Source organism: Pseudomonas sp. FP453, assembly GCF_030687495.1.
In the GTDB taxonomy this organism is placed as follows: Bacteria; Pseudomonadota; Gammaproteobacteria; order Pseudomonadales; family Pseudomonadaceae; genus Aquipseudomonas.
Map to the genome: position 1 here is coordinate 1,495,810 of NZ_CP117435.1, position 25,052 is coordinate 1,520,861.

Here is a 25,052-nt window from a genome sequence, read left to right on the forward strand (position 1 = left end):
TGCAGGCAGAACAAATGTGGGAGCTGGCTTGTGTGGGAGCTGGCTTGCCTGCGATGCAGACACCTCGGTCTTTCAGTCAGACCAAGGTGATGCCATCGCAGGCAAGCCAGCTCCCACAGGTGGAGCCGGTTTCTTCAGCTACTTGCCGGGTGTGAGGGTCAACCTGGCTTTCCCATACACCTTCTCGAAGTTCTGCGGCTGCATCGGGAAGCTCAGGTATTGCGCCTTGAGCGACGGGTCGATGCCGTTGGCATAGTTCGGGCTGGCCGGGTTGCCGGATTGGCCGATGCCACCCTGGCCGGTCATCGGCTCCACCTGGCCGAAGTCGACGATCATGCGCAACGCCGGCACCTGCGTGGTGTTGAAGTCCTGCCCCCAGCTGTACGGCGCCGGGTTCAAGGTGTTGTGGTCGCCACCGGACGCCAGCGGCCCGCGAATCACCTGGCCCTGGCTGTTTTTCCAGGTGGTGCTGTGCAACTTGCCCCACTGCCAGGCCTTGTGATCGGCGCCCAGTTGGCTGTCGCCGGCGCTGATCGCGGCGGCGAGGGTACGCGCCAGGATCGCCGGTTTGTCTTCTTTCTGCGGGGTGCGCGTGTCATCCCAGAACGGGCTGTCTTCGCGGCCCAACAGGTGGTCGGCGGTGGCGGCGTAGGACAGGCTGGCTGTGCTGACAAACGCCTTCCAGCTGGCGCTGGTTTCCGGGCCGAGCTTGTCGAGGAAGATCTGCTTGGCGCTTTCCTGCAGGAACAGCTCGTAGATCGCCGCATCGGCGGAGGTGGATACGAGGCGCCCGTCGAACGCCATCAGGCGACCCAACGCCTCACGCGCCTTGGCCTGTTCGGCCGCTGGCAAGGCATCGATCGCCTGTTTCAGCGGCTGGGCCATGCCCGGCGCCTGGAACAGGGTCTTGAGCTTGGCGGCGAAGGTGGTGGTCTGGTCGTACTGCATGGCGATCATGCTGCGGGTGTCATGCTTGCCCGCGTTGGCCAGTTGCGCCAGGCGCTCGCTGCGTTCCGGTGCATCCCAGGAGTTGGACAGTTGCATGCCGTAACCGCGGGGCGCGGTGCGCTGGTTGGCGGTGCCGATCCAGCCTTGGGCCGGGTCCTGGTCATAGGGGTGCAGCATCGCGTCGGCGTAACCGTCCCAGTCAAAGCGCGTGTCCCAGCCCGGCGAGGGCAGCAGGCCTTCACCTTCGCGGCGGTTGGGGAAACGCCCGGTGACTTGCCAGCCAATGTTGCTGGCGTCGGCGAACACCATGTTCAAGGCGATGGCGCGGATTTCGCGGGTCGCGTCCGAAGCCTTGCCAGCGTTTTGCGCGCGGGACAGGTCGAAGAAGGCGTCGAGGCTCTTGTCGTCCTTGAAGTCGGCGGTTTGCAGGGCCAGGCCAAAACCGCTGGTGAGGGCCTGGCTGCTATTCAGCAGGGCGCCGTGGCGGGTTTCGTACACCACTTCGCGAATCGAGCGTTGGCCTTTGACGAAGAAGGTTTCGTTGCGCACACCCGCCGGTAGCCATTTGCCGTTGTTCTCGTAGTACAACGCGCTGCCTTGGCGTTTGACCTTCTCCAGGAACAGGTCCTGGGTATCGCCCTTGACCGTGCTCATGCTCCACGCGACTTTGCCGTTGAAACCCGACAACAGGGTCGGCAAACCGGCAATCGAGGCGCCGACGGCCTGGTATTTCGGCGCACGGATCTGCACGTAGCTCCACGGCGACGGCGCTTGCGGCTGGGCGGCCAGGTCGTTGGCCAGCAGGCTTTTGCCGCTGCGGCTGCGTTGCGGGCCAATGGCCCAGTTGCTCGAGGTGGTCACGGCCAGTGAATTGAGGCGACTCAGTTGCTGGCTGACGCTGTCCAGCCCGGCGAGGCCGCTGATCTGGCTCAGGTTCACGCCTTTGAGTTTTTCCGCTTCGGCCAGCGGGATCGCTTCGTCCGGCGCGCTCGGGGTGAGCCAGGCGAGTTTGTCGACGCCGACCTTTTGCGCCAGCACCAGGGAGGCGATTTCTTCTTGCAGGTTGGCCGACTCGCTGAAATTCAGCAGGCAGAACAACAGCGCCGAATCCTCAGGCTTCCAGTACTCCGGTTTGTAACCAGTCTGGGCGAGGTCCGGCGGCAGCTTGTCGCGGTAGCGGAACAGGTAGGCGTTGACGCCCCGCGCGTACACCTCGAAGAAACGCTTGAGGCGCGGCGACGAGGCGTTATACAGCTCGCCGGCGCTTTTCTTCAGGTTGACCGCGCGCATGAACCGGTCGGCATCCAGTACATCAGGGCCGGACATTTCCGCCAGACGGCCCTGGGCCAGCAGGCGCAGGGTGACCATCTGAGTGATGCGGTCGCTGGCGTGGACATAGCCGAGGCTGAACAGCGCGTCGTGGAAGGTGTTGCTTTCGATCAACGGCATGCCCTGGGCATTGCGACGCACCGACACATTCTGTGCCAGGCCTTTGATCGGTTGCACACCGGCGACCGGTGGCAGGGTGTCCTGGGTGCTCTGGAGCTGGCAACCGGCCAGGCTTAACGCACTGGCCACTGCCGCGGCAACGCCGAACCGGGGAAGAAAATGTGAGAGGGCTGGCGAGGCCATGGCAAAGCTCCTGCGGGGGGTAGCGTCAGTAAAGGCGCTACGTTAGTGAGCGCGGTGAAACGACGCAAGCGGGAGTTTGGGGAAAACATTAGATCTTGAGTCAGGTGAGGACTCAGGTGGGAGAAATTAAGTGTGGGAGCGGGCTTGCCCGCGATTACGGTGTGTCAGTCACTGATAGGTTGGCTGAACCACTGCTATCGCGGGCAAGCCCGCTCCCACATAAGCCAGAGCTCCCACATTTTGTGTTCTATCGTCTTGAGATCAGGCCTTGGGCGGATTCACCTTCTGCACCAGTTCATACGCCCGCACCGTCGCCGGCCGCTCCTTGATGCTGTTGAACCAACGCTGCACATGTGGGAAATCTTCCAGCCGCTGACTCTGCCACTTGTGGGAAACGATCCACGGGTAGATGGCCATATCGGCAATGCTGTAGTCCTCGCCGGCAACAAACGCACGATCCGCCAGGCGCCGGTCCAGTACGCCATACAGGCGCGCGGTTTCGTCTACATAGCGCTTGATCGCATAGGGGATTTTCTCCGGTGCGAATTGGCTGAAGTGATGATTCTGCCCGGCCATCGGCCCCAACCCGCCCATTTGCCAGAACAGCCATTGCAGGGTTTCCTGGCGGCCACGCAGGTCCTGGGCAATGAACTGGCCGGTTTTTTCCGCGAGGTACAGCAGGATTGCGCCGGATTCAAACAGCGAAATTGGTGCGCCACCGTCGCCAGGGTTGTGATCGACGATGGCCGGAATACGGTTGTTGGGCGCGATCTTCAGGAAATCGGGCTTGAACTGATCGCCCTGGCCAATATTGATCGGATGCACCGCGTAGGGCAGGCCGGCTTCTTCCAGGAACAGTGATACTTTGTGACCGTTGGGGGTCGTCCAGTAGTACAAATCGATCATGAAGCTCTCCAAAGGCGCGAATGCCTGTAGGTAGAGGTGATGTTCGGAGTGCGAAAATTCAATGAAACATTTAGGTCTATCGATATGGAATTTCGGCAGGACGCGGCACTGATCGTGATCGATCAGCAGAAAGGCATTCATCACCCCAAGCTCGGGCGGCGCAATAACCTACAGGCCGAGGAGCGTATTCAGGCGCTGCTAACGCATTGGCGCCACACGGGCCGACCGGTGATCCATGTGCAGCATTTGTCCCATTCGCCGGATTCGGTGTTCTGGCCAGGGCAGCCCGGTGTCGAGTTCCAGGACGCCTGCGTGCCGGCGCCCGGTGAGCAACTGATTCAAAAGCGCGTGCCGGATGCGTTCAGCGGCACGCCGCTGGAAGCGCAGTTGCGCGCGGCCGGCATTGCGCAGCTGGTGCTGGTGGGCGTGGCCACCCACAACTCGGTGGAAGCCACCGCCCGCACCGGCGGTAACCTTGGGTTTGATACCTGGGTGATCGAGGATGCGTGCTACACCTTCGATAAACCGGACTTCTTCGGTGAGCTGCACCCGGCCGAGTTGGTACACGCCATGTCGCTGGGCAACCTGCACGGCGAGTACGCCACGGTGATCCACTCCCGCGACGTGCTGCGTTAAGCCACCACGCCATCCACCAACACCTGCAACGACTGCTGCGAACACCGCTCGATGCGCACCCGCACGCCATACACCTCGGCGAACAGCGCCGGGTCGAGCACTTCATCCGCCGCGCCACAGGCGTACAAACGGCCCTGGCGCAGTACGGCGATATGGTCGGCGAAGCGTGCCGCGAGGTTGATGTCGTGCAGCACCACCACGGCGATCAGCTGGTGTTCGCGCACCAGGCCGCGCACGCAGTCCATGACTTTCAACTGGTAATTGAGGTCGAGGGCGCTGGTGGGTTCGTCCAGCAGCATCACCTGGGGGCGCCGGGCAATGAGTTGGGCGAGGCTGACCAGTTGGCGTTGGCCGCCCGACAACGTGCTTAACAGTTGATCGGCCAGGTGCGCGATGCCGATGCGGTGCAGCGCCGCGAAGGCTTCACGCAGGCAGGCCTCGCTGGACAATGGAATGCCGTCCACATTGGCCACGCGCAAGGCGGCGATCACACTTTCCATCACGCTGAGGCTCAGCCCCGGTGGCAGGTTCTGCGGCATATAGGTGACGCGCCGCGCACGTTCGGCCACGGACATGGCGGACAGGTCCAGGTCACCCAGTCGCACAACGCCTTGCATCTTTTCCAGCCCGGCCACGGCACGCAATAACGTGGACTTTCCCGCGCCATTGGGGCCGATCAGCGCGGTCAGGCTGCCGTGGGGCAGGGTGGGCAGGCTCAGGTCGTGCACAATCTGCCGACGGCCGTAGCTGACATTCGCGTGCTCGATGCGCAACCCTTCACTCATAACTGCCTCCCACGCTTGAACACCAACAGCACGAAGATCGGCACGCCTACCAACGCGGTGACGATGCCCACCGGCACGATCACGCCGGGCATGATCAGCTTGCTGGCAATCGACGACAGCGCCAGCAGCAACGCGCCGGTCAGGGCGCTGGCGGGCAGCAGGAAACGCTGGTCTTCGCCCACCAGAATCCGCGCGATATGCGGACCCACCAGGCCGATAAATCCGATGGTGCCGACAAAGGCCACGGCGGTGGCCGACAACAGGCTGATGCGCAGCAACGAGAAAAACCGCAGGCGCTTCACGTCCACGCCGAAGCTCTGTGCGCGGTCTTCACCCATGCGTAGCAAGGTCAGGCGCGGCGCGGCGGCAAAGGAAAACGGCAACACCACCGCGACCACCAGGGCCAGGATGCCGAGCTTGTCCCAGTTGGCGCGGGTCACGCTGCCCAGGGTCCAGAACACCAGTTGTTGCAGCACATCTTCGGTGGCGACCAGTTGCAGCAAGGCCACCACCGCGTTGCAACTGAACACCAGCGCAATGCCAAACAACACCAGGCTTTCCACCCCCGCGCCGCGCAGCCGCGACATGGCTTGCAGCAAAAACACCGAGGCGGCGGCGAAGATAAATGCGGAGAGGGAAATCGCGGTGTTGGCCGACACCCACAGCGTCGTCACCGGAAACACAATCACCAGGGACGCGCCCAACGCCGCCGCCGACGACACGCCCAAGGTGAACGGGCTGGCCAGCGGATTGTTGAGGATCGCCTGCATCTCGGCCCCGGCCAGCGACAGCGCGCAGCCCACCAGCACCGCCATCAGGGCGTAGGGCAGGCGGACGTTCCAGATGATCACCTGGTCGGTGGCGCTGAGATGGGCGGGGTGCAGGATCCCGTCGAGCAAGGCCAGCAGGCCCATGCCGGACGGGCCGCTGGCCAGGTCCACCAGGATGGCGCCGACCAGCGCGGTGCCCAGCGCGGCCAGCAGCCACGCGCGCCGTGCGAGCAGGCGGCGGTAGCCGTGGGTGGCGCTGGCGAGGTCGAGGGTTTGAGTGGTCATGGGGGCTCACACAATTTCAAAAAACAATGAAGATCTAAATGTGGGAGCTGGCTTGCCTGCGATGGCGGTGTATCAGTCACTTAATGAGGTGACTGACACACCGCCATCGCAGGCAAGCCAGCTCCCACAGTTTTTACTGCGTTTTGGCAGTGGCTTTGGTGTCGATCCAGTAGGCGCCCTGCAACGGCATGCCGAGGAACTGTTGGTTGATCTGCTCCATCGTCACCTGCGGATCCAACTTGGCGAACAACTCCGGATGCACCCACTTGGCCAACGCCTCAATCGCCAGCAGGTTGTACGGCGAGTTGTAGAAGTCATGCCACAGGCCGTGGGAATTGCCCGCGCGGATCGCACGAAGGTTGGCGAACTCTGGCCGCGCCAGCACGCGATCAAACGCCTCGCGCGCTTCGTCGGTGCTCACGCCTGCGCCGAGGATCAGCCCCGGTTTGTGATTACCGGTGGCGACGTAAACATCCGGGTCGGCCTTCAATGCGTACTCGACGCTGATGTCGCCCAATGCCCCCGGCACCACATCGGCGGCGATGTTGCGCCCGCCCACCAACTTGATCACTTCACCCATGCCGCTCTTGCCGGTGGTGTGTCCCGGCGCTTGCCAGGCGCCGGCCAGCAGTTCGAGGAACACGCTGGGGCGTGGCCCGGCGGGCAGGGTGGCGACGGCGTCGGTGATGACTTTGATGTGCGCGTCGTAGAAGTCGAGGAACGCCTTGGCCTGGGCTTCACGGCCCAACGCCTGGCCCAGCGCGGTCATGCTGGTGTGGGTGCCTTGCACCGGGTTGACGCGAAAATCGACAAACACCACCGGGATGCCGGCCTTGGCCAGCACGTCAGCCACCGCGCTGTGTTCGGTCGGGCCGTGGCCGGAAATGCTGAACACCGCCAGATCCGGTTTGAGCGAGAGGATTTCTTCAGCGCTGACGCTTTGTTCCGACGCCTGGCCGATCAGCGGGATGTCTTTCACCGTCGGAAATTTCGCCACGTAGGCGTTGTAAGTGTGCTGGTCCAGCAGCTTCAAATCGTTCTGCCAGCCGACGATGCGCTGGAACGGCGCATCCTTGTCCAGCAGTGCAAATGCAGAAATCAGCCGGCCTTCACCCAGCACCACGCGCTTGACGTGATCGCTGACCTCGACCGTGCGCCCCAGCACATCGGTGACTTGCTGGGCGGCGGCGGTTTCGGCGTGGCCGAGGACCAGCGCGGCGCACAGTACGCCGAGCTTGAGCAGTTGACGGGGTTTGCGCATGGCAAGGGCTCCTGGAAAAGGGGATTTAGAACTCATAATCAACACTGGCGGTGAGGGTGCGCCCGGCGCCCGGGATGCCGTAGAGCTGGAAGCCATCGAGGGACGCGCCGACCTGGCTGTAATAAAACGTGTTGAACAGGTTGTTGAGGTTGAGGTTGACCGTGGTGTCCTTGTTCACCTTGTATTGCGCCGCCAGGTTGCTCAGCCAGTAGCCGGGGGCTTTTTCGTGGTCGCGCGTATAGATCGCGTACACCCCGGAGGCGCCGCTGGCATAGCTGCTGTTGTTGTTCAAACCGCCGACGTATTTGTTGTCGGTGTAGCGGCGCCGGCCCACGTATTGCTCGCCGTAGCTCAGGCTCAGCGCGTCGGTGACGGCGTAGGTGGTCCACAGGTTGGCGGTCAGGTCGGGCACGTTCTTGGCTTCGGCGCCTTTGTTGGCGCCTTTGGTCTGCACGCTTTTGAGCGCCGAGAAACCGCTGTAGGCGGTCCAGCGCGGGGTGATATTGCCTTGCAGGCCGAGCTCGATGCCGTCGACACGTTTGGCGGGCAGGGCGCGCACCGGGGCGGATTCGCCGTCCTGGTATTCCCAGGCGTTTTCCAGCTCGGTGCGGAAGATCGCCGCCGTGACGTTGAGCCTGTCGTGGGCAATGTCCCACTTGGTGCCCAGCTCGTAGGTCTTGGATTTGGCCGGGCTGTAGTTGCTGGTGCTGGCCGCGCCGTAGATCTGGTTGTTGGTGGACGCGCCGAGTGCCGACGGTTGTGCCGCTTCGCTGTAGGAAAGGTAGATGCTGCCGTTGGGCAACGGCTTGAACACGGCGCCGACACGGCCGCTGACCGCACCGTCGCTGCTACTCGTGGTGGCTTGGCCGCGCTGACGGGTTTCGGCGCGCCAGTTGTCGTAGCGCAGCGAGCCCAGCACTTGCCATTGCTCGTTGAGGGTGACGGTGTCGCCCAGGTAGATACCGGCGTTGTCGATCACCGAGCGTGGCTCGCCGACGCCTTTGGTTACGTAGGTGCTGGCGAAGCTATGGCTGGGGTCGGCCATATCGAAAAGCATGTTGCCATCGGGCACTTCGGCGTTGCGTTTCAGGCCGCCGTAGGTCTCGTGGTAGAACTCCAGGCCCGAGACCACCGCGTGTTGCAGGCTGCCGGTGTTGAACGTGAAGCTGAAGTCGGTCTGGTTATCGAGGATGGTGTAGCGCTTGGACAAACCGAAGTCGCTGCCGCGCAGGATGCCGTAGGACGTGTTGCTGTTGTTCACGTAGTCGGTGTAGGCATTCACCGTGCTGCCCGGCACTTGGCTGATCGGGCCTACACCGGTGTAGCCCAAGGTCGCACAGCGCGTGCCGGTGCAGGTTTTTCCGCCGGAGGCGCTGGCGGCGAAGAAGCGCGCCGGGGACAGCACCGCGAAGTTGTCGCTGCGCTCCCAGCGCGTCTGGTTGCGCAGGTTGGCGTCGTTCCAGGCGAAGTCGTGTTCGAAGCGGGCGGTCAGCGAGGTGGTCTTGTTTTCTTGGGTGTAGAGGCTGGAATCGCCGTACCAGTTGGAGCGTTTTACCCCGGGCATGCGGTCGCCATGGGTGCCGCGCTGGATCGGCACGCCGCCGTCTGGGGTATTGGTGTCTTTCTGGTAGAAGGTGTCGATGAAAAAGCGCGTGTCGGTGCCCAGGCCGAAGCCGAACGAGGTGGCGATGCCCCAGCGGTCGTAGTCCACGTCGTCGCGTTCGGACACTTGGTTGTAGTGCTTCATCAGGTTGACGCGTACGGCGGTGGTGTCGTTCAGCTGTTTGTTCAGGTCGGCAGTCAGACGACGGTAGGCATCGGTGCCGATCCCGGCGGACACGCGGTTGGCGTCGCCCAGGTGCGCTTCCTTGCTCACCAGGTTGACGCTGCCGCCCACGGCGGACACGCCGGATTCGATGGAGCCGGTGCCCTTGAACACTTCGGCCTGTTGCAGGTTGAAGGTGTCGGTGCGCGTGGACATGCCGGCGTCGCGCACGCCGTCCACGGTCAGGCTTTGTTCGGAGGAAAAGCCACGGATCGAAAACAGATCGCCCCAGCCCAGGTTGCCTTCGCCAGACATAAAGGTGATGCCCGGTACGTTGCGCAACACTTCCTGCAAGGTCTGTGCGTTCTGTTCCTTGAGCACCTGCTGCGGCACGATGGTCACGCTTTGCGGTGCGTCCAGCAGGGGCTGGCTGATTTTCGCCGAGGTCACCCGGTCGACCTTGAAGGTGGACGTGGCTTCGCCATCGACCTGGATTTCCGGCAGGCTCAGCACTGAATCCTGGGGGCTGGCGGCGGGCGCATCCGCCCAGGCCGTCGGGGCCACGCTGCCGGCGGCGAGAAAACCGAACATCGGTGCCAGGGTGGTGTGCAGCGGGTTGCGGAGCGGTGTGGGCAATGACATGGGCTACTTCCGAGTCTAAATTACAATTACTCTCATTTAGGTTCGGTAGTCTAAACAGCGATTTCCCCTGCACTGCCCCTGGTTTGTATCGCTGATGCTTGATTATCGTTTCCTACAACATTCCATTACATTTGCGTACGCCGTTGCCTGAACTTTCGGCTATTTGCTGCGTTTTATAGTTTTTCGGATCGACTGCCCATGGCCAAGCAAGACCACCTCCTGATCGTTGATGACGACCCGCAAATCCGCCAGTTGCTCTGCGACTACCTGAGCGATGCGGGCTTTCAGGTGTCCACCGCCGCCGACGGCAAGGAGATGCGCCGGCGCCTGGAATTGAACGTCATCGACCTGATCGTCCTCGACCTGATGCTGCCCGGCGAAGACGGCCTGAGCCTGTGTCGCGAATTGCGGGTGAACTCCAACACGCCGGTGGTGATGCTCACCGCCAAGGGGTCGTTGATCGACCGCATCGTCGGCCTGGAAATCGGCGCCGATGACTACCTGCCCAAGCCGTTCGACCCGCGGGAACTGCTGGTGCGGATCAAGGTGGTGTTGCGCCGGGTGCAGAGTTTTCCCGACCGGGCGCGGCTGGATGAAGCGCCGAGCATCCGTTTCGCCGGCTGGCAACTCGACACCCGGGCGCGCCAATTGCTTTCGCCGGACGGTGTGGTGGTCAGCCTGGGCAATTCGGATTACCGCGTGCTGCGCCTGCTCTTGCAGCACCCGAACCGCCCGCTGAGCCGCGATTTTCTGCTCAACCATGTGTTCGACAAGGACAGCACGCCGTTCGACCGTTCCATCGACGTGTGCGTCAGCCGCCTGCGCTCGCAACTGCCGGCCGGGCTGATCAAGACCGTGCGCAACGAGGGTTACATGCTCACCGCCGATGACGTGGTGCTGGCGTCGTGAGACTGCTGCCGCGTTCGCTGTTTGGGCGGTTGGTGCTGATTCTGGTCAGCGGCATGCTCGCGGCCCAGGCGCTGACCAGCAGCATCTGGTATGACCGGCGCCATGGCCAGGTGTTGGAGATCCCGGCGCGGTTGATCGCCACCCGGCTGGCCGATGTGGTGCGCCTGGTACACAGCGATCCGCAACAGGCTGACCTGCTGATCAAGCTGCTGGATGCGCCGAATTTTCGCCTGACACTGAGCGACCAGGCCAGCAACACGCCGAGCAGCCTTACCGACAGCGACCGGCCGACCGAGCGGCTGATCAAGAAAGTTCTCTCGGAAAAAACCGGCTATGCGCAAACCCTGATCCTGCTGCACCTGTCGCTGGTGGACGGTGCGGGGCAAAACGCCGGGCTGTGGACCTTGCTGGAGTCCAAGCCGGTGGTGGGGCAGTTCCTCATCGACCTGCGCCTGCCCGACGGGCGCTGGTTGCAGGTGGACGCCCGCGAGGAGCAGGGCTGGACCAGCACCTCGCCGCTGGACCTGCTGTTCGATTACGTGATGCGCATCTACCTGCTGCGCGTGCTGGTGCTGGTGGTGATCGCGCTGGTGGCCGTGCGGCTGGCCATCCGCCCGCTCAACGCCTTGGCCAAGGCGGCCGAAGCCCTCGGCCGCGACATCCAGCGCCCGCCACTGTCGGAGAGTGGCCCCACCGAAGTGCGCCGCGCGGCCCAGGCGTTTAATGCGATGCAGCAACGGCTGATCGCCAACATTGCCGAGCGCACGCGGTTTCTTGCGGCGATTTCCCACGACCTGCGTTCACCGATCACACGCTTGCGCCTGCGCACCGAGATGCTCGACGACAATCGCACCAAGGAACGTTTTCGCAGCGACCTGGAAGAAATGGAGCACATGGTGGCCAGCACCCTGGATTTTGTCAGCAGCGGCGAAATCAACGAGGCGCGGCAAAACATCGACATCAATGCATTGCTGCAAAGCTTGCAGGCGGATCTGGAAGACGTGGGGCACAGCGTGCGCATCGAAGGCCGGGCGAAGCAGCCGCTGCCAGGGTATGCGCGCAGCCTCAAGCGGTGCGTGCAGAACCTGCTGGAAAACGCGGTGCGTTATGGCCGTGACGTGGTGGTGCGAGTCGAAGACCAGGCCGGTAGCTTGAAAATCGTCATCAGTGACCGCGGGCCGGGGATTCCCCAGGCACAGCTGGAGCAGGTGATGGAGCCGTTTTATCGGGTGGAGGGGTCGCGCAATGCTGAAACGGGTGGGTATGGGTTGGGGCTGAGCATTGCTCACACCATTGCCAGGGCGCATGACGGGCGGTTGAGTTTGAGGAATCGGGAGGGTGGCGGGCTTGAGGTCGAGTTGTTATTTCAACGCAAAGCCTGAAGTGAAATGCAGTCCAATGTGGGAGCTGGCTTGCCTGCGATTCAGGCGACTCGGTCCTTCAGTAGTACCGAGGTGATCCTATCGCAGGCAAGCCAGCTCCCACAGAAGAAGCCCACTCATTCAGTCGGCTTTTCAGCGTGGCTTACGCCCCGTGGCACTTCTTGAACTTCTTCGCACTGCCGCACGGGCAAGGATCGTTGCGACCCACGTCCTTCAAGGCATTGCGCACCGGCTCCTGGTGAGCGTGGCCGCAGTTCGGGCCGTGGACATGGCCGTGGTCGTGATCATGGTGATCGTGATCGTGGTTGCAGTCAGGACCATGGACATGGGGTTGCTGAGTCATCGATGTCGCTCCGGAATAAAATCGCCGGGGATTATCTCGCCATTGTGGGCCACCTGCACGTCATAACCGATGAATAATCCGGTTTTCAGCTCGCCGTCGAGGCGATAGGGCACCGGCTTGTCCGGGTTTTTCAGCATTTGCACCACATCGCGGATCTGCGGCCAGAGGTTGGTACGCACCGACACACGGAAAAACTTATGGCTGCGCGGTGGCACGGTGAGCCACTCGTTGGACTCGCCCTCGGTCAGCACAAAGTCATCCAGCGTCACCTTGTAGACCAGGCCGCGCACGGTCAGGTCGGCGTCGTCGCGGTTGTCGACGCGAAAGTACAGCTTGAATTTCTGCTCCAGCAGCTTGGCCCGCACCACTTCGACTTTGACCAGGGACACGTGGGGCGGCGGCGAGTCGTCTTCGAACCACGACGCGCAGCCGGTCAAACCGAGGGTCAACGCCAGCATCAAGCTGTAGATCCGAAGCATGGCGTTTGTCCTGTGTGGGTTAGAGGTAGCTGGAACAACACTTCTTGAATTTTTGCCCACTGCCACACAGGCAGGCATCGTTGCGTCCGGCCTTCACCTCCACGGTGGGGTCGATGAAGTACCAGCGCCCGTCATTCTGTACGAAAGAAGACTGTTCGCGGTGGCTATGTTCGCCAGTGCTGTCATGCCAGCGTGCGGTAAAGGTCACAAAGGCGTGTTCCGGCTGGCCGCCGAACACCTCGGAGCTTTCCACGTCCAGGCCCAGCCAGGTGCTTTGGGCGCTCCAGGCGCCGATGGCGTCGCGGTCCAGGTCGGCCTGTTGCGCGGGCAAGGTGGTGGCAACCAGATAGTCCACCAGGCCCAGCACGTAGGCGCTGTAGCGCGAGCGCATCAACGCGCTGGCGCACGGTGCCGGGTGGCCGGCGTGATAATGACCGCAGCAGGCATCCAGCAGGTTGCCACTGCCGCAGGGGCAAATGGATGTACTCATTGGGTTACCACCAATACTTTTAGAATTCTGTGAGAGATAACGTTAGCCAAGCCTTGGCATTACCGCAGAAAAGCTCAATGACGGCCTATGACCGGATACTACAGAGGATCCTCAGGGAACTCGACGGCCACTAGCGCAGGGAAGCAACTGGCCAGTTCATGTCTTGAGACATTTCGTCGCTGGTTCGCCGAACCTCGCTGAGGTTCCATTGGGCCCGCTTGGTACCTCTCAAGCGACGCTGTGCAGGTAATTAACCTACTTGCCAAAATAAAACCAATTAGGTTAGTTTCGAACATGGAGAAATGGACGCCTCACTGCAAGCTGAATACCGTCAAGGCTTTGGTTGAAACTGGGAAGGTTCGCACGACTCACTCTGCACGTCTCGGCGCCGAGGAGCTCAACCTTGACCTTGCCGGGATGTTGGCCGTGATACTGGCCCTCGAGCCCATGGATTTTTACAAGAGCATGACTACTTATGCCGACCACACGATATGGCAAGACGTGTACCGGCCACGCACGAAGGCAGGGACGGTCTACCTGAAACTCACGGTTATCGAAGACGTACTGATCGTGTCCTTCAAGGAGCTATGAATATGAAATGCCCTGTTTGTGGTGCGGCGGGCTTGGTCCACGACACCCGCGACGTACCCTATTCGTACAAAGGCGAAACGACGGTGATTGAGAATGTCATGGGTGAGTTCTGCCCCTCTTGCTCCGAGTCGATTTTGGGTTTGGCTGAATCGGATCGCGTCATGAAAGAAATGAGGGCATTCTCCAAGCGAGTCAACGCAGACCTCGTAGATCCCGGTTTTATCGCCGCAGTGCGTAAGAAACTATCGTTGGACCAGCGGGAGGCGGCCGAGATATTCGGCGGAGGGGTCAACGCTTTTTCTCGCTATGAGAACGGCAAGACGAAACCGCCCTTGGCGCTCATAAAGCTTCTCAGGGTGCTCGACCGCCACCCTGAGTTGCTTGACGAAGTCCGAACAGCCTAGGTTCTTATCGGCTTACCACCAATACTTTCCAAAATTTTGCGGGTTGGCCCAGAACCGCGCGTTGAGCCAGTCGGGCACCTGTTTATAGTCAAGCAGATCGTAGGTAAACAGCGTCAGAACCTGCTCCTCGCGCTGGAACCGCTCGCCGGCCTGCAAGGCCAGGGAGAAGAAGTCGGTGTCCTTCCATTCGCATGCGCCCAGGTCCACCAGCACCGCAATGCGGCTGGCATTGAGGTTGCGGACGCCTCCGAGCAAGGTCAGGCCTTGCGCTTTTGACAGGTGTTCCAGGCAATCGACCACCAGCGCCAGGTCAAAACGCTGCGCAGCAAGCTCGGCCGGCAAGGGGCCGGGCGGGGCGATGGACACTTGGGTGTCCGGGTGTTCGGCCGCAAACGCCTCCAGCGCCGGGAACTGGCTGGCCCCCAACAGCAGCAAGCGTTTGGGCTGGTGCAGGTCGAGCAAGGCGGCCAGGGCTTGCTGGGGTGTACGGGCAGAAATACCGGCGGTCATCAGAGATCCTCACATCAGGACCGTAGAGACTAGCGCGGCTGAGCGTGCGGGCCTAGAGCGGGCGATTGCGAAAAGCCAGCCCTGCGTGGCGATCCTCAATGAATCCGGGGGTGTGGCCAACTGGCGCAGATGAAAAGAGCGGTCTTTACTCCACCCATCGGCCCCCGCCGATCCCCTCAGGAGAAATCAGATGAGCATCATGCGGACAGCTCTACCCTTGATTCTGCTAACCGGAGTACTGACAGGTTGCGCAGGTTTGCAAAAAACCGATTGGCCCACCTGCGCCGCCCTTGGCGGTGTGACCGGTGCGGCGATCGGCGCCACCGAAAGCTCGGCCTATGCAGGCGCCGGTGCGCTGCTGATCGGCGGCATGGCCGGCGCCTATTGCTGGGTGCACGGTGATGGCGATGAAGACGGCGATGGCGTGCCGGACAGCCGCGACAAGTGCCCAGGCACACCGAAAGGCGTGCCGGTCGATGCCAACGGTTGCCCACCGGTGCCGGTCGCAGTGGTCGAGGAAGTGGTGGTGGTCAAGGAAGAAACCATCGTGATTCGTGATGTGCACTTCCAGTTCGACTCGGCCAAGTTGACGGCGGCGGATAAAACCAAGCTCGACACCATCGCCACCCGCCTGAAACAAGAAGCGCCAACCGCCCAGCTGCGGGTCAGCGGCCACACCGACAGCGTCGGCAAAGACGCCTACAACCAGAAACTCTCGGAAAAACGTGCGCACTCGGTCACCGAATACCTCATCGGTTCCGGTATCCCGCGCAGCAGTTTTGTCTCGGTCACGGGCGCTGGCGAAAGCCATCCGGTCGCCGACAACAAAACCGCTGAAGGCCGTGCCTTGAACCGCCGCGTGGAAATCCAGATCAACCGCTGACAGCCCTTGCCCCTGTGGGATCCACAGGGGCATTGCTGGCGATCTTTACCGAAACCATCCACTTCCCAATTTTTTTGAACCTTCACTGGCAAATCGCCGGTAGAAGTCGTTACTGTGCGTCCAAAGAAAAACTAGAAACAGCTTTGAAACACTCTCAAGGGGAGCTCCAAGATGCGTAAGGTTTTACTGTTGGCCCTGCTGGTCAGCCCCATTGCCCTGGCCCAGAGCGTCAGTGTTGAAACCAACTCGCTGATGCGCCTGCCCAGCAGCACCAGCGTGTTGCAACTGGAGCGCCTGGAGGTGGCGGACTACGGCACCCTGCTGATTCCGGCCAGCATCAGCCAGGTCACGGTGGATGAACTGCACCTGGGCCGTGAAGCACGCATCACCATCGTCCCCGGCAATACCGCGCTGCAACTGCAGGTGCGCCATGCGCAACTGGACCACGGCAGCCAGATCACCTCGCGGGGCGCGCCCGGCACCCATGAAAAACCGGCCAAGGCTGGGCGAGACCTGACCTTGCGTATCAATTCGCTGGTGGCCGACGAGCTGTCGGTGGACGCCCGTGGCGGCGCCGGCGCCAAAGGTTATGCCGGCCTGGACGGCGCCAATGGCGTAGACCCGGGTTGCACCTGGGGTTCGGCGGGGCGCGGCGCCAATGGCGATAATGGTGGCGACGGCTTGCCCGGCGGCGCGGGTGCGCTGGTGCGGGTCGAGTTGCCGAAGGACTTCCCGGCGGAGCAGATCAAGGTCTGGGTGGAAGGTGGTGCGGGTGGCCTGGCGGGTACCGCGGGCAAGCCGGGCAAGGGTGGGCAGTCCAAGGGGTGTCTGGTGTATCAGGCCGATGGCGGCGAGAAGGGCCGTCCGGGGCTGGAAGGGCAGCCGGGGCCGGTGGGGCCTGCGGGTTCAGTGACTATCCAGCGGCTGTGAGTCGTTTGGGCTGACGCTATCGCGGGCAAGCCCGCTCCCACCTTCGACCGATTTCCACCTTTGGAATGCGGTCAAACTGTGGGAGCGGGCTTGCCCGCGATAGCGGTTTAACCGTCGCCTCAGAACATCGGCCGAGCCGAGGCAATTGCCACCACCACCAACCCCACAACCAGATTAATCCCCACCAACCGCCGAATCTGCCCCAACACCGCCGCACCCGTCGGCCAATCCTGCGCCGCCACCGCCGCGCGCAACTCCGGGAACTTCAACGCCTGGATACGGATAAACAACGCCGTCATCACCAGATACAACCCCATCATCACCTGCACATAACGCGGCGCGGTCTCAAACCCGCTGAAGCGCAGTTGCAGCAGGCCAACACCGCTGATCGGCAAAATCGCCACGGCGACCCACACCCACACGAAAAAACGTTGAAACACATTCGCCCACAACGTCAGCCGGGCAGGGCCGTCAAGTGCCGCCACAGCGGCGGGGCGCAGGATCATCCAGGCGAAAAACATGCCGCCGACCCAGATCAGGGCGGCCAATACATGCAGGGTGTAAGCGAGGCTAAAGGCGGTCATTGAAGTACTCCGTTCTGCGCGGGATTAATTAGCGGGGTATGATAGCGGCCGATCCGAACCACTGAAAATTTATCCAGCGTTTTTTGCGCCCGACTATCCATGATCAGCACTGAACTCAAAACCACGATCCAGGGCGCCTATTCGCGTTTTCTCGAAGCCAAGAGCTTGAAACCGCGCTACGGCCAACGCCTGATGATCGCCGAAGTGGCGAAGGTCCTCGGCGATATCGACACCGACGACGAAGGTCGGCGCAGTGGCGACCCTGCGGTCGTGGCCGTCGAAGCCGGCACCGGTACGGGTAAGACCGTGGCCTACAGCCTGGCGGCGATTCCCACCGCCAAGGCTGCCGGCAAACGCCTGGTGATCGCCACCGCGACCGTCGCCCTGCAAGAGCAGATCGTCTACAAAGACCTGCCCGACCTGATGCGCAACAGCGGCCTGAACTTCACCTTCGCCCTGGCCAAGGGCCGTGGCCGCTACCTGTGCCTGTCCAAGCTCGATGTATTGTTGCAGGAAGGCCACGCGCAAACCGCCACAGCCTCGCTGTTCGAAGAAGAAGGCTTCAAGATCGAGGTGGATGAAGTCAGCCAGAAGCTGTTCACCAGCATGATCGAGAAGCTGGCCGGCAATAAATGGGACGGCGACCGCGACAGCTGGCCCAATGCCCTGGAAGACGCCGACTGGGCGCGCCTGACCACCGATCACAGCCAATGCACCAACCGTCACTGCCCCAACTTCGGCCAGTGCGCCTTCTACAAGGCCCGCGAAGGCATGGGCAAGGTCGATGTGATTGTCACCAACCACGACATGGTGCTGGCCGACCTCGCCCTGGGCGGCGGCGCCGTGCTGCCGGACCCGCGTGACACCCTGTATGTGTTCGACGAAGGCCACCACCTGCCGGACAAGGCCATCGGCCACTTCGCCCACTACACGCGCCTGCGTTCCACCGCCGACTGGCTGGAAACCACCGCGAAGAACCTCACCAAGTTGCTGGCCCAGCACCCGCTGCCCGGCGACCTCGGCAAGTTGATCGAGCAAGTGCCGGAGCTGGCGCGGGAGATCAAGACCCAGCAGCAGTTCATGTTCAGCGCCTGCGAACAGGTCGCCGACTTCAAACCGGGCGAAGACGTGGAAGGCCGCGAGCGGCCGCGTCACCGCTTTGTTGGTGGGATGATCCCCGAGCACATGCGCGAAATGGGCATCGAGTTGAAGAAGGGCTTTTCCCGCCTGACCGACCTGTTTACACGTCTCACCGACCTGCTCAAGGAAGGCATGGACGGCGAGGTCAACATTGGCATAGCCAGCAACCAGGCCGAAGAATGGTACCCGCTGTTCGGCAGCCTGCTGTCCCGCGCCCAGGGCAACTGGGAGTTGTGGACCGCCTTCACCGTCGAAGACCCGGAAGACAACCCGCCGATGGCGCGCTGGCTGACCCTGTCGGAAAGCGGTGCGTTGTTTGATATCGAGGTCAACGCCAGCCCCATCCTTGCCGCCGAAATGCTGCGGCGCAACCTGTGGAACGTGGCCTACGGCTGCCTGGTGACCTCCGCCACGCTGACCGCCCTGGGTACCTTCGACCGTTTCCGCATGCGCGCCGGCCTGCCGAAAAAGGCCGTCACCGCCGTGGTGCCAAGCCCGTTCCATCACGCCGACGCCGGCGTGCTGCGGGTGCCGGACCTCAAGGCCGACCCCCGGGACGCAGCCGCGCACACCGCCGCGATCATCCGTGACCTGCCGGAACTGGTCGAAGGCTCGCGTGGCACCCTGGTGCTGTTCTCGTCCCGCAAACAGATGCAGGACGTGTTCGACGGCCTCGACCGCGACTGGCGCAAGCAGGTGTTTATCCAGGGCAACCTGTCCAAGCAGGAAACCCTGAACAAGCACAAGGCGCGGGTGGATGGCGGTGATTCCAGCGTGCTGTTCGGCCTCGCGAGTTTTGCCGAAGGCGTGGACTTGCCCGGCGCCTACTGCGAACACGTGGTGATCGCGAAGATCCCGTTCTCGGTGCCGGACGATCCGGTCGAGGCGGCACTGGCCGAGTGGATCGAAGCGCGCGGCGGCAACCCGTTCATGGAAATCTCGGTGCCGGACGCTTCCTTGAAGCTGGTCCAGGCCTGTGGCCGCTTGCTGCGCACCGAAGAAGACCGGGGCACCATCACCTTGCTTGACCGCCGTCTGGTCACCCAGCGCTATGGCAAAGCTATTCTTAATGCTCTGCCACCGTTCCGGCGCGAAATTTCTTAAGCCACCGTGGGCGGTTTCGCCCACTTCGTGGTCTATCTCACTGTATTTCATCAGGCCATTCATCGGCCGTCTGGGAGAACCTTGTCTGTATGATTCGCACGCTGCCCGCTCTATTTGCCCTACTGTTCGCCGCGCCCTTGCTGGCCGCGCCTGCCGGGCAACAGACCCTGTTCAACTTCGTCCGGCCGGCCGATGTGGTCAAGGTGGCGACCCAGGACGCCAGCCTGCCGCAATACAACGCCGAACAAACCCCGGAAGGCGAAGTGCTGCGCCGCATCACCTTCAACCCGGCCGCTGAGCCGAGCCTGGTGCTCAGCCCGCAGACCGGTGCCTGGGACTGGTCGCAGTCCAGCGCCATGAGCCTGCGCATCCAGAGTGCCATGGACTGGGCGCTGACCCTCTACGTCACGGTGCAGAGCGCCGACGGCAAGACCTTGCGCAGCCGCATCGACCTGCCGGCCGGCCCGGCCCAGACCTTGCTGGTGCCGCTGCAAGCCAACTCGCCGCTGAGCCAGGGCATGAAGGCCGGCCCGCCGATGCCGATCACCGTGGACGGCCAGCGCGTGTTGCTGGCCGGCAGCTTTGGCGAGATCGACCGTAGCCAGGTGGTGTCGGTGACCTTGTCGATGCAAAAGCCCAATGCTGCGCAAAGCATCCTGCTGGAACGCTTTGGCGTGCAGGACAGCGAGCCGGTGATCAAGGCCGCGTACAGCGAGCTGGTGGATGCCTACGGCCAATCCACCCGCGCGCGTTGGCCGGAAAAGGTCAGTAGCGACGAACAACTCAAGGCCGCGGCCGCCAAGGAACAGCAACAGCTGCAAGGTTGGCTGGCCACGCGGGATAAATCCGCCCTGGACAAGTTTGGTGGCTGGAACAAGGGCCCAGCGTTCGACGCCAGCGGTTTTTTTCGCACCGAGAAACGTGACGGCCGTTGGTACCTGGTGACACCAGAAGGCCATCCGTTTTACTCCCTGGGCGTCAACACCGTCGCCCCGGATAACAGCCAGACCTACGTCTCCGGCCGTGAATGGATGTTCGCGGCGCTGCCCAAGGCCGGTGAACCCTTCGACCGGTACTACGGCAGCGGCGATAACCGCACCGGCAACGGCGCCGGCGAAGGGCGCAGCTTTGGCGCCGGGCGTTGGTACGACTTCTACGGCGCCAACCTGCAACGCACCTACGGTGGCGAGGGCTTTGACCAGAAACGTTGGGCCACCCACACCCTCGACCGCCTGCAGGCCTGGGGTTTCAACACTTTGGGCAACTGGAGCGACGAAGACCTGGCCCGCGCCGACCGCGTGCCCTACACCTTGCCGCTGTCGATTGTCGGCGACTACGCCAGCATCAGCACCGGCACCGACTGGTGGGGCGGCATGCCCGATCCGTTTGACCCGCGCTTCGCCATGGCCACCGAACGTGCCGTGGCCATCGCCGCCCGTGATCACCGGGATGACCCGTGGTTGATCGGCTTCTTTGCCGACAACGAACTGGCCTGGGCCGGCCCCGGCGATGATGCGAAGTCCCGTTACGCCCTGGCCTACGGCACCTTGCGCATGACCACCGACGTGCCGGCCAAGCGCGCGTTCCTCAAGCAATTGCGCGACAAGTACCGCAACGAGGAAGGCCTGTCGAAAGCCTGGGGCATCCATTTGGCGGGCTGGGAGCTGATGGAAGACCCGGGTTTCGAGCCGCCGATGCCAAGTGCCGAGCACCCGGAAATCGAGGCCGACTTCAAGTATTTCCAGAAGACCTTTGCTGACGCCTACTTCAAGACCATCTCCGACTCGCTGAAATGGCACGCGCCCAACCAGTTGCTGCTGGGCGGCCGTTACGCGGTGAGCACCCCGGAAGCGGTGGCGGCCTGCGCGCAGTATTGCGATGTGCTGAGTTTCAACATGTACACGCTCAAGCCCCAGGACGGTTATGACTTCGCGGCCTTGCACGCGCTGGACAAGCCGGTGCTGATCACCGAATTCAACTTTGGCTCCACGGATCGTGGCCCGTTCTGGGGTGGTGTGACGCCAGTGGCCAGGGAAGAGGAGCGCGGCACGGCGTACGCCAACTTCCTCAAACAGGCCATGGCCGAGCCGTCGATTGTCGGCGTGCATTGGTTCCAGTACCTGGACCAGCCGGTGACCGGCCGCCTGTTGGACGCCGAGAACGGCCATTTCGGCTTGGTCGGCATCACCGATGTGCCGTTCCAGGGCTTTGTCGAGACTGTGCGCAAGAGCAACCTGGCGGCCGTCGATCAGTTGGGCAAGGAGGCGGAAAAAGCCAAGGCGGCCAGCGCGGTCCGTGAACATCAAAGTGGTAATGGCGCAAGCGCTGGCAAAGCCGCCGGGCATGCGGGCGGGCACGCGGGAAATGGTCACTGATTGCGCGTTGACGGGTTCACAAAGCCTGCAATGACTGGAACAATGTCGGCCACTTTTTACGGCGTTTTCCGAGGGGGCTTAGGTGCAGATTCAGGGTCATTACGAGCTCCAGTTCGAAGCGGTACGTGAAGCTTTCGCCGCCTTGTTCGATGACCCTCAGGAGCGTGGCGCCGGGCTGTGTATCCAGGTCGGCGGTGAAACCGTGGTTGACCTGTGGGCCGGCACCGCCGACAAGGACGGTGCCGAGGCCTGGCACAGCGACACTATCGTCAACCTGTTCTCCTGCACCAAGACCTTCACCGCCGTCACGGCCCTGCAACTGGTCGCCGAGGGCAAGCTGAAGCTGGACGCCCCCGTGGCCGATTACTGGCCGGAATTTGCGGCGGCAGGCAAAGAAGCCATCACCCTGCGCCAGTTGCTCTGCCATCAGGCGGGCTTGCCGGCAATCCGCCAGATGCTGCCCACCGAAGCCCTGTATGACTGGCAATTGATGGTCGACACCCTGGCGGCCGAGGCCCCGTGGTGGACGCCGGGCCAGGGCCATGGCTACGAGGCGATCACCTACGGCTGGCTGGTCGGTGAATTGCTGCGCCGTGCCGACGGGCGCGGCCCTGGGGAGTCCATCGTGGCGCGGGTGGCACGCCCGTTAGGGTTGGACTTCCATGTCGGCCTGGCGGATGCCGAGTTTTATCGTGTTGCCCATATAGCGCGCAGCAAAGGCAATATGGGCGATGAAGCCGCGCAACGCTTACTGCAAGTAATGATGCGCGAGCCGAATGCGATGACGACGCGGGCATTTGCCAATCCACCGTCTATTCTGACCAGCACTAATAAACCCGAATGGCGACGCATGCAGCAACCCGCCGCCAATGGCCACGGTAATGCACGCAGCCTGGCGGGTTTTTATAGTGGTTTGCTGGACGGTAGTTTGCTGGAAAGCGACATGCTGGAAGAGTTGACCCGCGAACACAGTATCGGGGCGGATAAAACATTACTGACACAAACCCGTTTCGGCCTGGGTTGCATGTTGGATCAACCACACCTGCCCAATGCCACCTTCGGCCTTGGCCCGCGTGCTTTCGGGCATCCGGGGGCGGGCGGTTCGGTGGGGTTTGCCGACCCTGAGCATGATGTAGCGTTTGGTTTCGTGACTAATACATTGGGGCCTTATGTACTTATGGACCCGCGTGCACAGAAGTTGGTCAGAATATTGGCCGGTTGTCTGTAAACCCCTTGCTGTTTCACGTTTTTTTGTTACAAAGGCAACTATAAGAAGAGGCTGAAGGAAAAGTTGTAACTTTATTCTTATCCTGGCGTCTGTTTAACGGGTCATCCAGACCCCTGGCATTTTTCTCATTTTGTGGATATCTCATGTTATCGAACAAGTCCTTGGCACTGGCGCTTTGCCTCACTATTACTGGCTGCGCACAAACCCCACAAAATGATGCCGATGGCGGACATTGGTGGTCATTTGGGTCATTTGGGTCTGATAAAACCGCCGCCAAGGATGCCGCGACTCAGGTTGCCGCCAAGCCGGATGCCAAAGTCGCCGCCGATGCCAAGGCTGCCGACCTGAAAGCCGATCTCAAGGCTGCTACCCCTGCACCTGCCGCCGCGCCGGCTGTCGCCAAGACCGACAGCGAAACCCACTGGTGGTGGCCGTTCGAAAGCAAACCAAAGCCATTGGCCAAGGTCGATGTCACCAACATCCCTATGCCAGACCCAAAAATAACCCAAGCCTGGCTGGACGACTATGAGCCGCGCCTGCGCGCTGCCATCAAGGACAGCAACCTGCAACTGGAACGCCGTGACAACGTACTGGTCGTGATCGCCCCGGTAGACGGCTCCTACAACCCGAAACGCCCGGCGATGCTGCTGCCGGTCACCCTGGGCCCGTTCACTCGCGTGGCCAAGGCCGTTGAAGCCGACCCGAAGACCGCCGTGCTGGTCCTGGGCCACGTCGATGCCACCGGTACCGCACCGGCGAGCCAGGTGTTGAGCAAGGAGCGTGCACAGTCGATCGCCTCGATCTTCAGCCTCAGCGGCTTGAAGCAGGATCGCCTGATGCTGCGTGGCATGGGCGACCTTATGCCACGTGCCGCCAACGACAGCACCCAGGGCCGTGCGCTGAACCGTCGCATGGAAATTATGTTCACTCAGCGTACAACTATGTTGGCCTTGCTGAGCAAGTACAACTCGGGCAAGACCCCGCCTGTGGCTGAAATGGTCGCCGTGCAGGACGTTCCTGCACCCGCACCGGCTGTAAAAGCCCCGGCGAAAAAAGCGCCTGCCGCCAAAAAAGCCGCTGCCAAGCCAGCTGCCAAGAAAGCCCCGGCCAAGCCGGCTGCGAAAAAAGCGGCTCCGGCCAAGGCCAAGGCTGCTGCACCGGCTAACGACCAGGCAAAAAACTGACCTGTTGAAGTAGAAGGATAAAGCCGCATGACCCAGGCACTGGCCGATATGCGCCGTGACTACACCCGGGACGGTTTGAGCGAGGCCCAGGCCCCGGCCGAGCCGTTTGCGTTGTTCCACCAGTGGTTTGCCGATGCGGTGAAAACCGAGCAGCCACCGGTGGAAGCCAATGCCATGACCCTGGCCACGGTTGACCAGGAGGGGCGCCCACACTGTCGCATCCTGCTGCTCAAGGGCCTGGATGCGCAGGGCTTTACCTTCTTCACCAACTATCAGAGCGCCAAGGGCGAACAGCTTGCCGTGCGGCCGTTTGCGGCCATGACGTTCTTCTGGCCGACCCTGGAGCGCCAGGTGCGGATCGAGGGGCGGGTGGTCAAGGTGTCGCCTGAGGAGTCGGATGCTTATTACCAGGTCCGTCCGTTGGGGAGCCGCTTGGGGGCTTGGGCTTCGCCGCAGAGCAAGGTCATTCGTGACCGTGAAGAACTGCACGACTTGCTCAAGGCCACCGAGCAGCGTTTCAGCGATACCCAACCCGACTGCCCCGAGCACTGGGGTGGTTATCGCTTACTGCCCGAGCGCATCGAGTTCTGGCAAGGCCGCGCCAGCCGCCTGCATGATCGCCTGAACTACCGCCTGCAAGGGGCCGACTGGACCCGCGAGCGCCTGGCGCCCTGAGCGCCACCTTTCGTCATCCCGCCTGAATGTTTTCCGCTGCGCCGACGTCTCTATGGTAGAGACGTCGGCCGCGTGCGGCTGCGCGACTACAATGATGAAACAGTCGTGACATCACTTGGCACAAGAGCTGGGCTACCGTTGGTCGAGTTTTGTGGTGCTAGCAGTCTGTACTCAGGCTGAATGAAAGCTATTTTCTGCGGTGCTTGCCGTG

At 62.3% G+C, this 25,052-nt stretch carries 23 protein-coding genes; 12 read left to right on the forward strand and 11 right to left on the reverse strand.

Translation table 11 applies throughout. The annotated features are described in order from the left end of the window. Positions 1-138: 138 nt before the first annotated feature. Positions 139-2,580, reverse strand: coding sequence for a penicillin acylase family protein (locus tag PSH87_RS06725; protein WP_305432937.1), 2,442 nt, complete (start codon positions 2,578-2,580; stop codon positions 139-141). A gap of 261 nt (positions 2,581-2,841) precedes the next feature. Beyond that, entirely contained in the window at positions 2,842-3,486 is a 645-nt protein-coding gene (locus PSH87_RS06730) for a glutathione S-transferase N-terminal domain-containing protein (RefSeq protein WP_017735967.1), read from the reverse strand. Positions 3,487-3,570: 84 nt separating this feature from the next. Here PSH87_RS06730 and PSH87_RS06735 point away from each other — a divergent pair, with 84 nt between their 5' ends. Then, the gene (locus PSH87_RS06735; protein ID WP_305432938.1) at positions 3,571-4,122 is read left to right on the forward strand and encodes a cysteine hydrolase family protein; all 552 of its coding nucleotides are present in this window, start codon (positions 3,571-3,573) and stop codon (positions 4,120-4,122) included. On the opposite strand, the gene PSH87_RS06740 is transcribed toward PSH87_RS06735, so the two are convergent. The 4 genes from PSH87_RS06740 to PSH87_RS06755 form a co-directional block, all read right to left on the reverse strand. Continuing rightward, complete coding sequence (locus PSH87_RS06740) at positions 4,119-4,907, reverse strand: ABC transporter ATP-binding protein (protein WP_305432939.1); 789 nt, start codon at positions 4,905-4,907, stop codon at positions 4,119-4,121. The two genes, PSH87_RS06735 and PSH87_RS06740, sit on opposite strands and share 4 nt — an antisense overlap. After that, positions 4,904-5,962: an iron ABC transporter permease gene (locus PSH87_RS06745; RefSeq protein ID WP_305432940.1), complete on the reverse strand. Its 1,059-nt coding sequence runs from the start codon at positions 5,960-5,962 to the stop codon at positions 4,904-4,906. Before PSH87_RS06745 ends, PSH87_RS06740 begins: the two co-directional genes overlap by 4 nt. Before the next feature lie 133 nt (positions 5,963-6,095). After that, a complete protein-coding gene (locus PSH87_RS06750) occupies positions 6,096-7,223 on the reverse strand; it encodes an ABC transporter substrate-binding protein (RefSeq protein ID WP_017735963.1) in 1,128 nt (375 codons plus the stop codon). 25 nt (positions 7,224-7,248) lie between these two features. Next, complete coding sequence (locus tag PSH87_RS06755) at positions 7,249-9,630, reverse strand: TonB-dependent siderophore receptor (RefSeq protein ID WP_305432941.1); 2,382 nt, start codon at positions 9,628-9,630, stop codon at positions 7,249-7,251. 198 nt (positions 9,631-9,828) lie between these two features. On the opposite strand from PSH87_RS06755, the gene PSH87_RS06760 reads away from it, so the two are divergent. Together PSH87_RS06760 and PSH87_RS06765 are read left to right on the forward strand one after the other, a co-directional pair. Next, entirely contained in the window at positions 9,829-10,539 is a 711-nt protein-coding gene (locus PSH87_RS06760) for a response regulator (protein WP_017735961.1), read from the forward strand. Further along, on the forward strand, positions 10,536-11,921 hold the full coding sequence (locus tag PSH87_RS06765) for an ATP-binding protein (protein WP_305432942.1): 1,386 nt from the start codon (positions 10,536-10,538) through the stop codon (positions 11,919-11,921). Before PSH87_RS06760 ends, PSH87_RS06765 begins: the two co-directional genes overlap by 4 nt. Before the next feature lie 142 nt (positions 11,922-12,063). Here the strand turns inward: PSH87_RS06765 and PSH87_RS06770 are convergent, their stop codons facing one another. From PSH87_RS06770 to PSH87_RS06780, 3 genes are read right to left on the reverse strand one after another with little or no spacing between them, the layout of a single operon-like run. Further along, positions 12,064-12,264: an SEC-C metal-binding domain-containing protein gene (locus tag PSH87_RS06770; RefSeq protein WP_026136698.1), complete on the reverse strand. Its 201-nt coding sequence runs from the start codon at positions 12,262-12,264 to the stop codon at positions 12,064-12,066. After that, on the reverse strand, positions 12,261-12,743 hold the full coding sequence (locus tag PSH87_RS06775; RefSeq protein ID WP_017735959.1) for an LEA type 2 family protein: 483 nt from the start codon (positions 12,741-12,743) through the stop codon (positions 12,261-12,263). The genes PSH87_RS06770 and PSH87_RS06775 overlap by 4 nt, the downstream gene beginning before the upstream one ends. Positions 12,744-12,762: 19 nt before the next feature. Then, positions 12,763-13,233, reverse strand: a complete 471-nt coding sequence (locus PSH87_RS06780) for a YchJ family protein (protein ID WP_305432943.1) — start codon at positions 13,231-13,233, stop codon at positions 12,763-12,765. A gap of 294 nt (positions 13,234-13,527) precedes the next feature. Between PSH87_RS06780 and PSH87_RS06785 the strand changes: the two genes are divergently transcribed. Both PSH87_RS06785 and PSH87_RS06790 read left to right on the forward strand, forming a co-directional pair. Next, on the forward strand, positions 13,528-13,824 hold the full coding sequence (locus PSH87_RS06785; RefSeq protein ID WP_017735957.1) for a type II toxin-antitoxin system MqsR family toxin: 297 nt from the start codon (positions 13,528-13,530) through the stop codon (positions 13,822-13,824). A gap of 2 nt (positions 13,825-13,826) precedes the next feature. Beyond that, positions 13,827-14,228, forward strand: a complete 402-nt coding sequence (locus PSH87_RS06790) for a type II toxin-antitoxin system MqsA family antitoxin (protein WP_305432944.1) — start codon at positions 13,827-13,829, stop codon at positions 14,226-14,228. Positions 14,229-14,240: 12 nt separating this feature from the next. Here the strand turns inward: PSH87_RS06790 and PSH87_RS06795 are convergent, their stop codons facing one another. Next, positions 14,241-14,738, reverse strand: a complete 498-nt coding sequence (locus PSH87_RS06795; protein WP_017735955.1) for a DUF6231 family protein — start codon at positions 14,736-14,738, stop codon at positions 14,241-14,243. A 190-nt stretch (positions 14,739-14,928) separates the two neighbouring features. Here PSH87_RS06795 and PSH87_RS06800 point away from each other — a divergent pair, with 190 nt between their 5' ends. Both PSH87_RS06800 and PSH87_RS06805 read left to right on the forward strand, forming a co-directional pair. Then, positions 14,929-15,621, forward strand: a complete 693-nt coding sequence (locus tag PSH87_RS06800; RefSeq protein ID WP_026136697.1) for an OmpA family protein — start codon at positions 14,929-14,931, stop codon at positions 15,619-15,621. Between the two features lie 171 nt (positions 15,622-15,792). Next, complete coding sequence (locus tag PSH87_RS06805) at positions 15,793-16,551, forward strand: collagen-like protein (RefSeq protein ID WP_305432945.1); 759 nt, start codon at positions 15,793-15,795, stop codon at positions 16,549-16,551. Positions 16,552-16,670: 119 nt separating this feature from the next. On the opposite strand, the gene PSH87_RS06810 is transcribed toward PSH87_RS06805, so the two are convergent. Further along, complete coding sequence (locus tag PSH87_RS06810) at positions 16,671-17,135, reverse strand: CopD family protein (RefSeq protein ID WP_017735952.1); 465 nt, start codon at positions 17,133-17,135, stop codon at positions 16,671-16,673. Between the two features lie 99 nt (positions 17,136-17,234). Between PSH87_RS06810 and dinG the strand changes: the two genes are divergently transcribed. The 5 genes from dinG to pdxH all read left to right on the forward strand — a co-directional run bounded on the left by dinG (position 17,235) and on the right by pdxH (position 24,841). Continuing rightward, positions 17,235-19,379, forward strand: a complete 2,145-nt coding sequence (dinG, locus tag PSH87_RS06815; protein ID WP_207039766.1) for an ATP-dependent DNA helicase DinG — start codon at positions 17,235-17,237, stop codon at positions 19,377-19,379. A gap of 89 nt (positions 19,380-19,468) precedes the next feature. Continuing rightward, positions 19,469-21,754, forward strand: a complete 2,286-nt coding sequence (locus PSH87_RS06820) for a beta-galactosidase (protein ID WP_305432946.1) — start codon at positions 19,469-19,471, stop codon at positions 21,752-21,754. A gap of 82 nt (positions 21,755-21,836) precedes the next feature. Beyond that, positions 21,837-22,982 carry an EstA family serine hydrolase gene (locus PSH87_RS06825; protein WP_017735949.1) on the forward strand — a complete coding sequence of 382 codons (1,146 nt, stop codon included), beginning with the start codon at positions 21,837-21,839 and terminating at the stop codon, positions 22,980-22,982. 143 nt (positions 22,983-23,125) lie between these two features. Then, positions 23,126-24,166, forward strand: a complete 1,041-nt coding sequence (locus PSH87_RS06830) for an OmpA family protein (protein WP_305432947.1) — start codon at positions 23,126-23,128, stop codon at positions 24,164-24,166. A gap of 27 nt (positions 24,167-24,193) precedes the next feature. Further along, the gene (pdxH, locus tag PSH87_RS06835) at positions 24,194-24,841 is read left to right on the forward strand and encodes a pyridoxamine 5'-phosphate oxidase (protein ID WP_305432948.1); all 648 of its coding nucleotides are present in this window, start codon (positions 24,194-24,196) and stop codon (positions 24,839-24,841) included. Positions 24,842-25,052 lie beyond the last annotated feature (211 nt).

Excerpts from the sequence above, each read along its gene's own strand:
- PSH87_RS06740 (WP_305432939.1), bottom strand. The coding sequence starts at position 4,907 with ATGAGTGAAGGGTTGCGCATCGAGCACGCGAATGTCAGCTACGGCCGT.
- PSH87_RS06775 (WP_017735959.1), bottom strand. The coding sequence starts at position 12,743 with ATGCTTCGGATCTACAGCTTGATGCTGGCGTTGACCCTCGGTTTGACC.
- pdxH (WP_305432948.1), top strand. The coding sequence starts at position 24,194 with ATGACCCAGGCACTGGCCGATATGCGCCGTGACTACACCCGGGACGGT.
- PSH87_RS06830 (WP_305432947.1), top strand. The coding sequence starts at position 23,126 with ATGTTATCGAACAAGTCCTTGGCACTGGCGCTTTGCCTCACTATTACT.
- PSH87_RS06760 (WP_017735961.1), top strand. The coding sequence starts at position 9,829 with ATGGCCAAGCAAGACCACCTCCTGATCGTTGATGACGACCCGCAAATC.
- PSH87_RS06790 (WP_305432944.1), top strand. The coding sequence starts at position 13,827 with ATGAAATGCCCTGTTTGTGGTGCGGCGGGCTTGGTCCACGACACCCGC.
- PSH87_RS06770 (WP_026136698.1), bottom strand. The coding sequence starts at position 12,264 with ATGACTCAGCAACCCCATGTCCATGGTCCTGACTGCAACCACGATCAC.
- PSH87_RS06820 (WP_305432946.1), top strand. The coding sequence starts at position 19,469 with ATGATTCGCACGCTGCCCGCTCTATTTGCCCTACTGTTCGCCGCGCCC.
- PSH87_RS06805 (WP_305432945.1), top strand. The coding sequence starts at position 15,793 with ATGCGTAAGGTTTTACTGTTGGCCCTGCTGGTCAGCCCCATTGCCCTG.
- PSH87_RS06795 (WP_017735955.1), bottom strand. The coding sequence starts at position 14,738 with ATGACCGCCGGTATTTCTGCCCGTACACCCCAGCAAGCCCTGGCCGCC.
- PSH87_RS06730 (WP_017735967.1), bottom strand. The coding sequence starts at position 3,486 with ATGATCGATTTGTACTACTGGACGACCCCCAACGGTCACAAAGTATCA.
- PSH87_RS06755 (WP_305432941.1), bottom strand. The coding sequence starts at position 9,630 with ATGTCATTGCCCACACCGCTCCGCAACCCGCTGCACACCACCCTGGCA.
- PSH87_RS06725 (WP_305432937.1), bottom strand. The coding sequence starts at position 2,580 with ATGGCCTCGCCAGCCCTCTCACATTTTCTTCCCCGGTTCGGCGTTGCC.
- dinG (WP_207039766.1), top strand. The coding sequence starts at position 17,235 with ATGATCAGCACTGAACTCAAAACCACGATCCAGGGCGCCTATTCGCGT.
- PSH87_RS06735 (WP_305432938.1), top strand. The coding sequence starts at position 3,571 with ATGGAATTTCGGCAGGACGCGGCACTGATCGTGATCGATCAGCAGAAA.
- PSH87_RS06800 (WP_026136697.1), top strand. The coding sequence starts at position 14,929 with ATGAGCATCATGCGGACAGCTCTACCCTTGATTCTGCTAACCGGAGTA.
- PSH87_RS06810 (WP_017735952.1), bottom strand. The coding sequence starts at position 17,135 with ATGACCGCCTTTAGCCTCGCTTACACCCTGCATGTATTGGCCGCCCTG.
- PSH87_RS06785 (WP_017735957.1), top strand. The coding sequence starts at position 13,528 with ATGGAGAAATGGACGCCTCACTGCAAGCTGAATACCGTCAAGGCTTTG.
- PSH87_RS06745 (WP_305432940.1), bottom strand. The coding sequence starts at position 5,962 with ATGACCACTCAAACCCTCGACCTCGCCAGCGCCACCCACGGCTACCGC.
- PSH87_RS06780 (WP_305432943.1), bottom strand. The coding sequence starts at position 13,233 with ATGAGTACATCCATTTGCCCCTGCGGCAGTGGCAACCTGCTGGATGCC.
- PSH87_RS06750 (WP_017735963.1), bottom strand. The coding sequence starts at position 7,223 with ATGCGCAAACCCCGTCAACTGCTCAAGCTCGGCGTACTGTGCGCCGCG.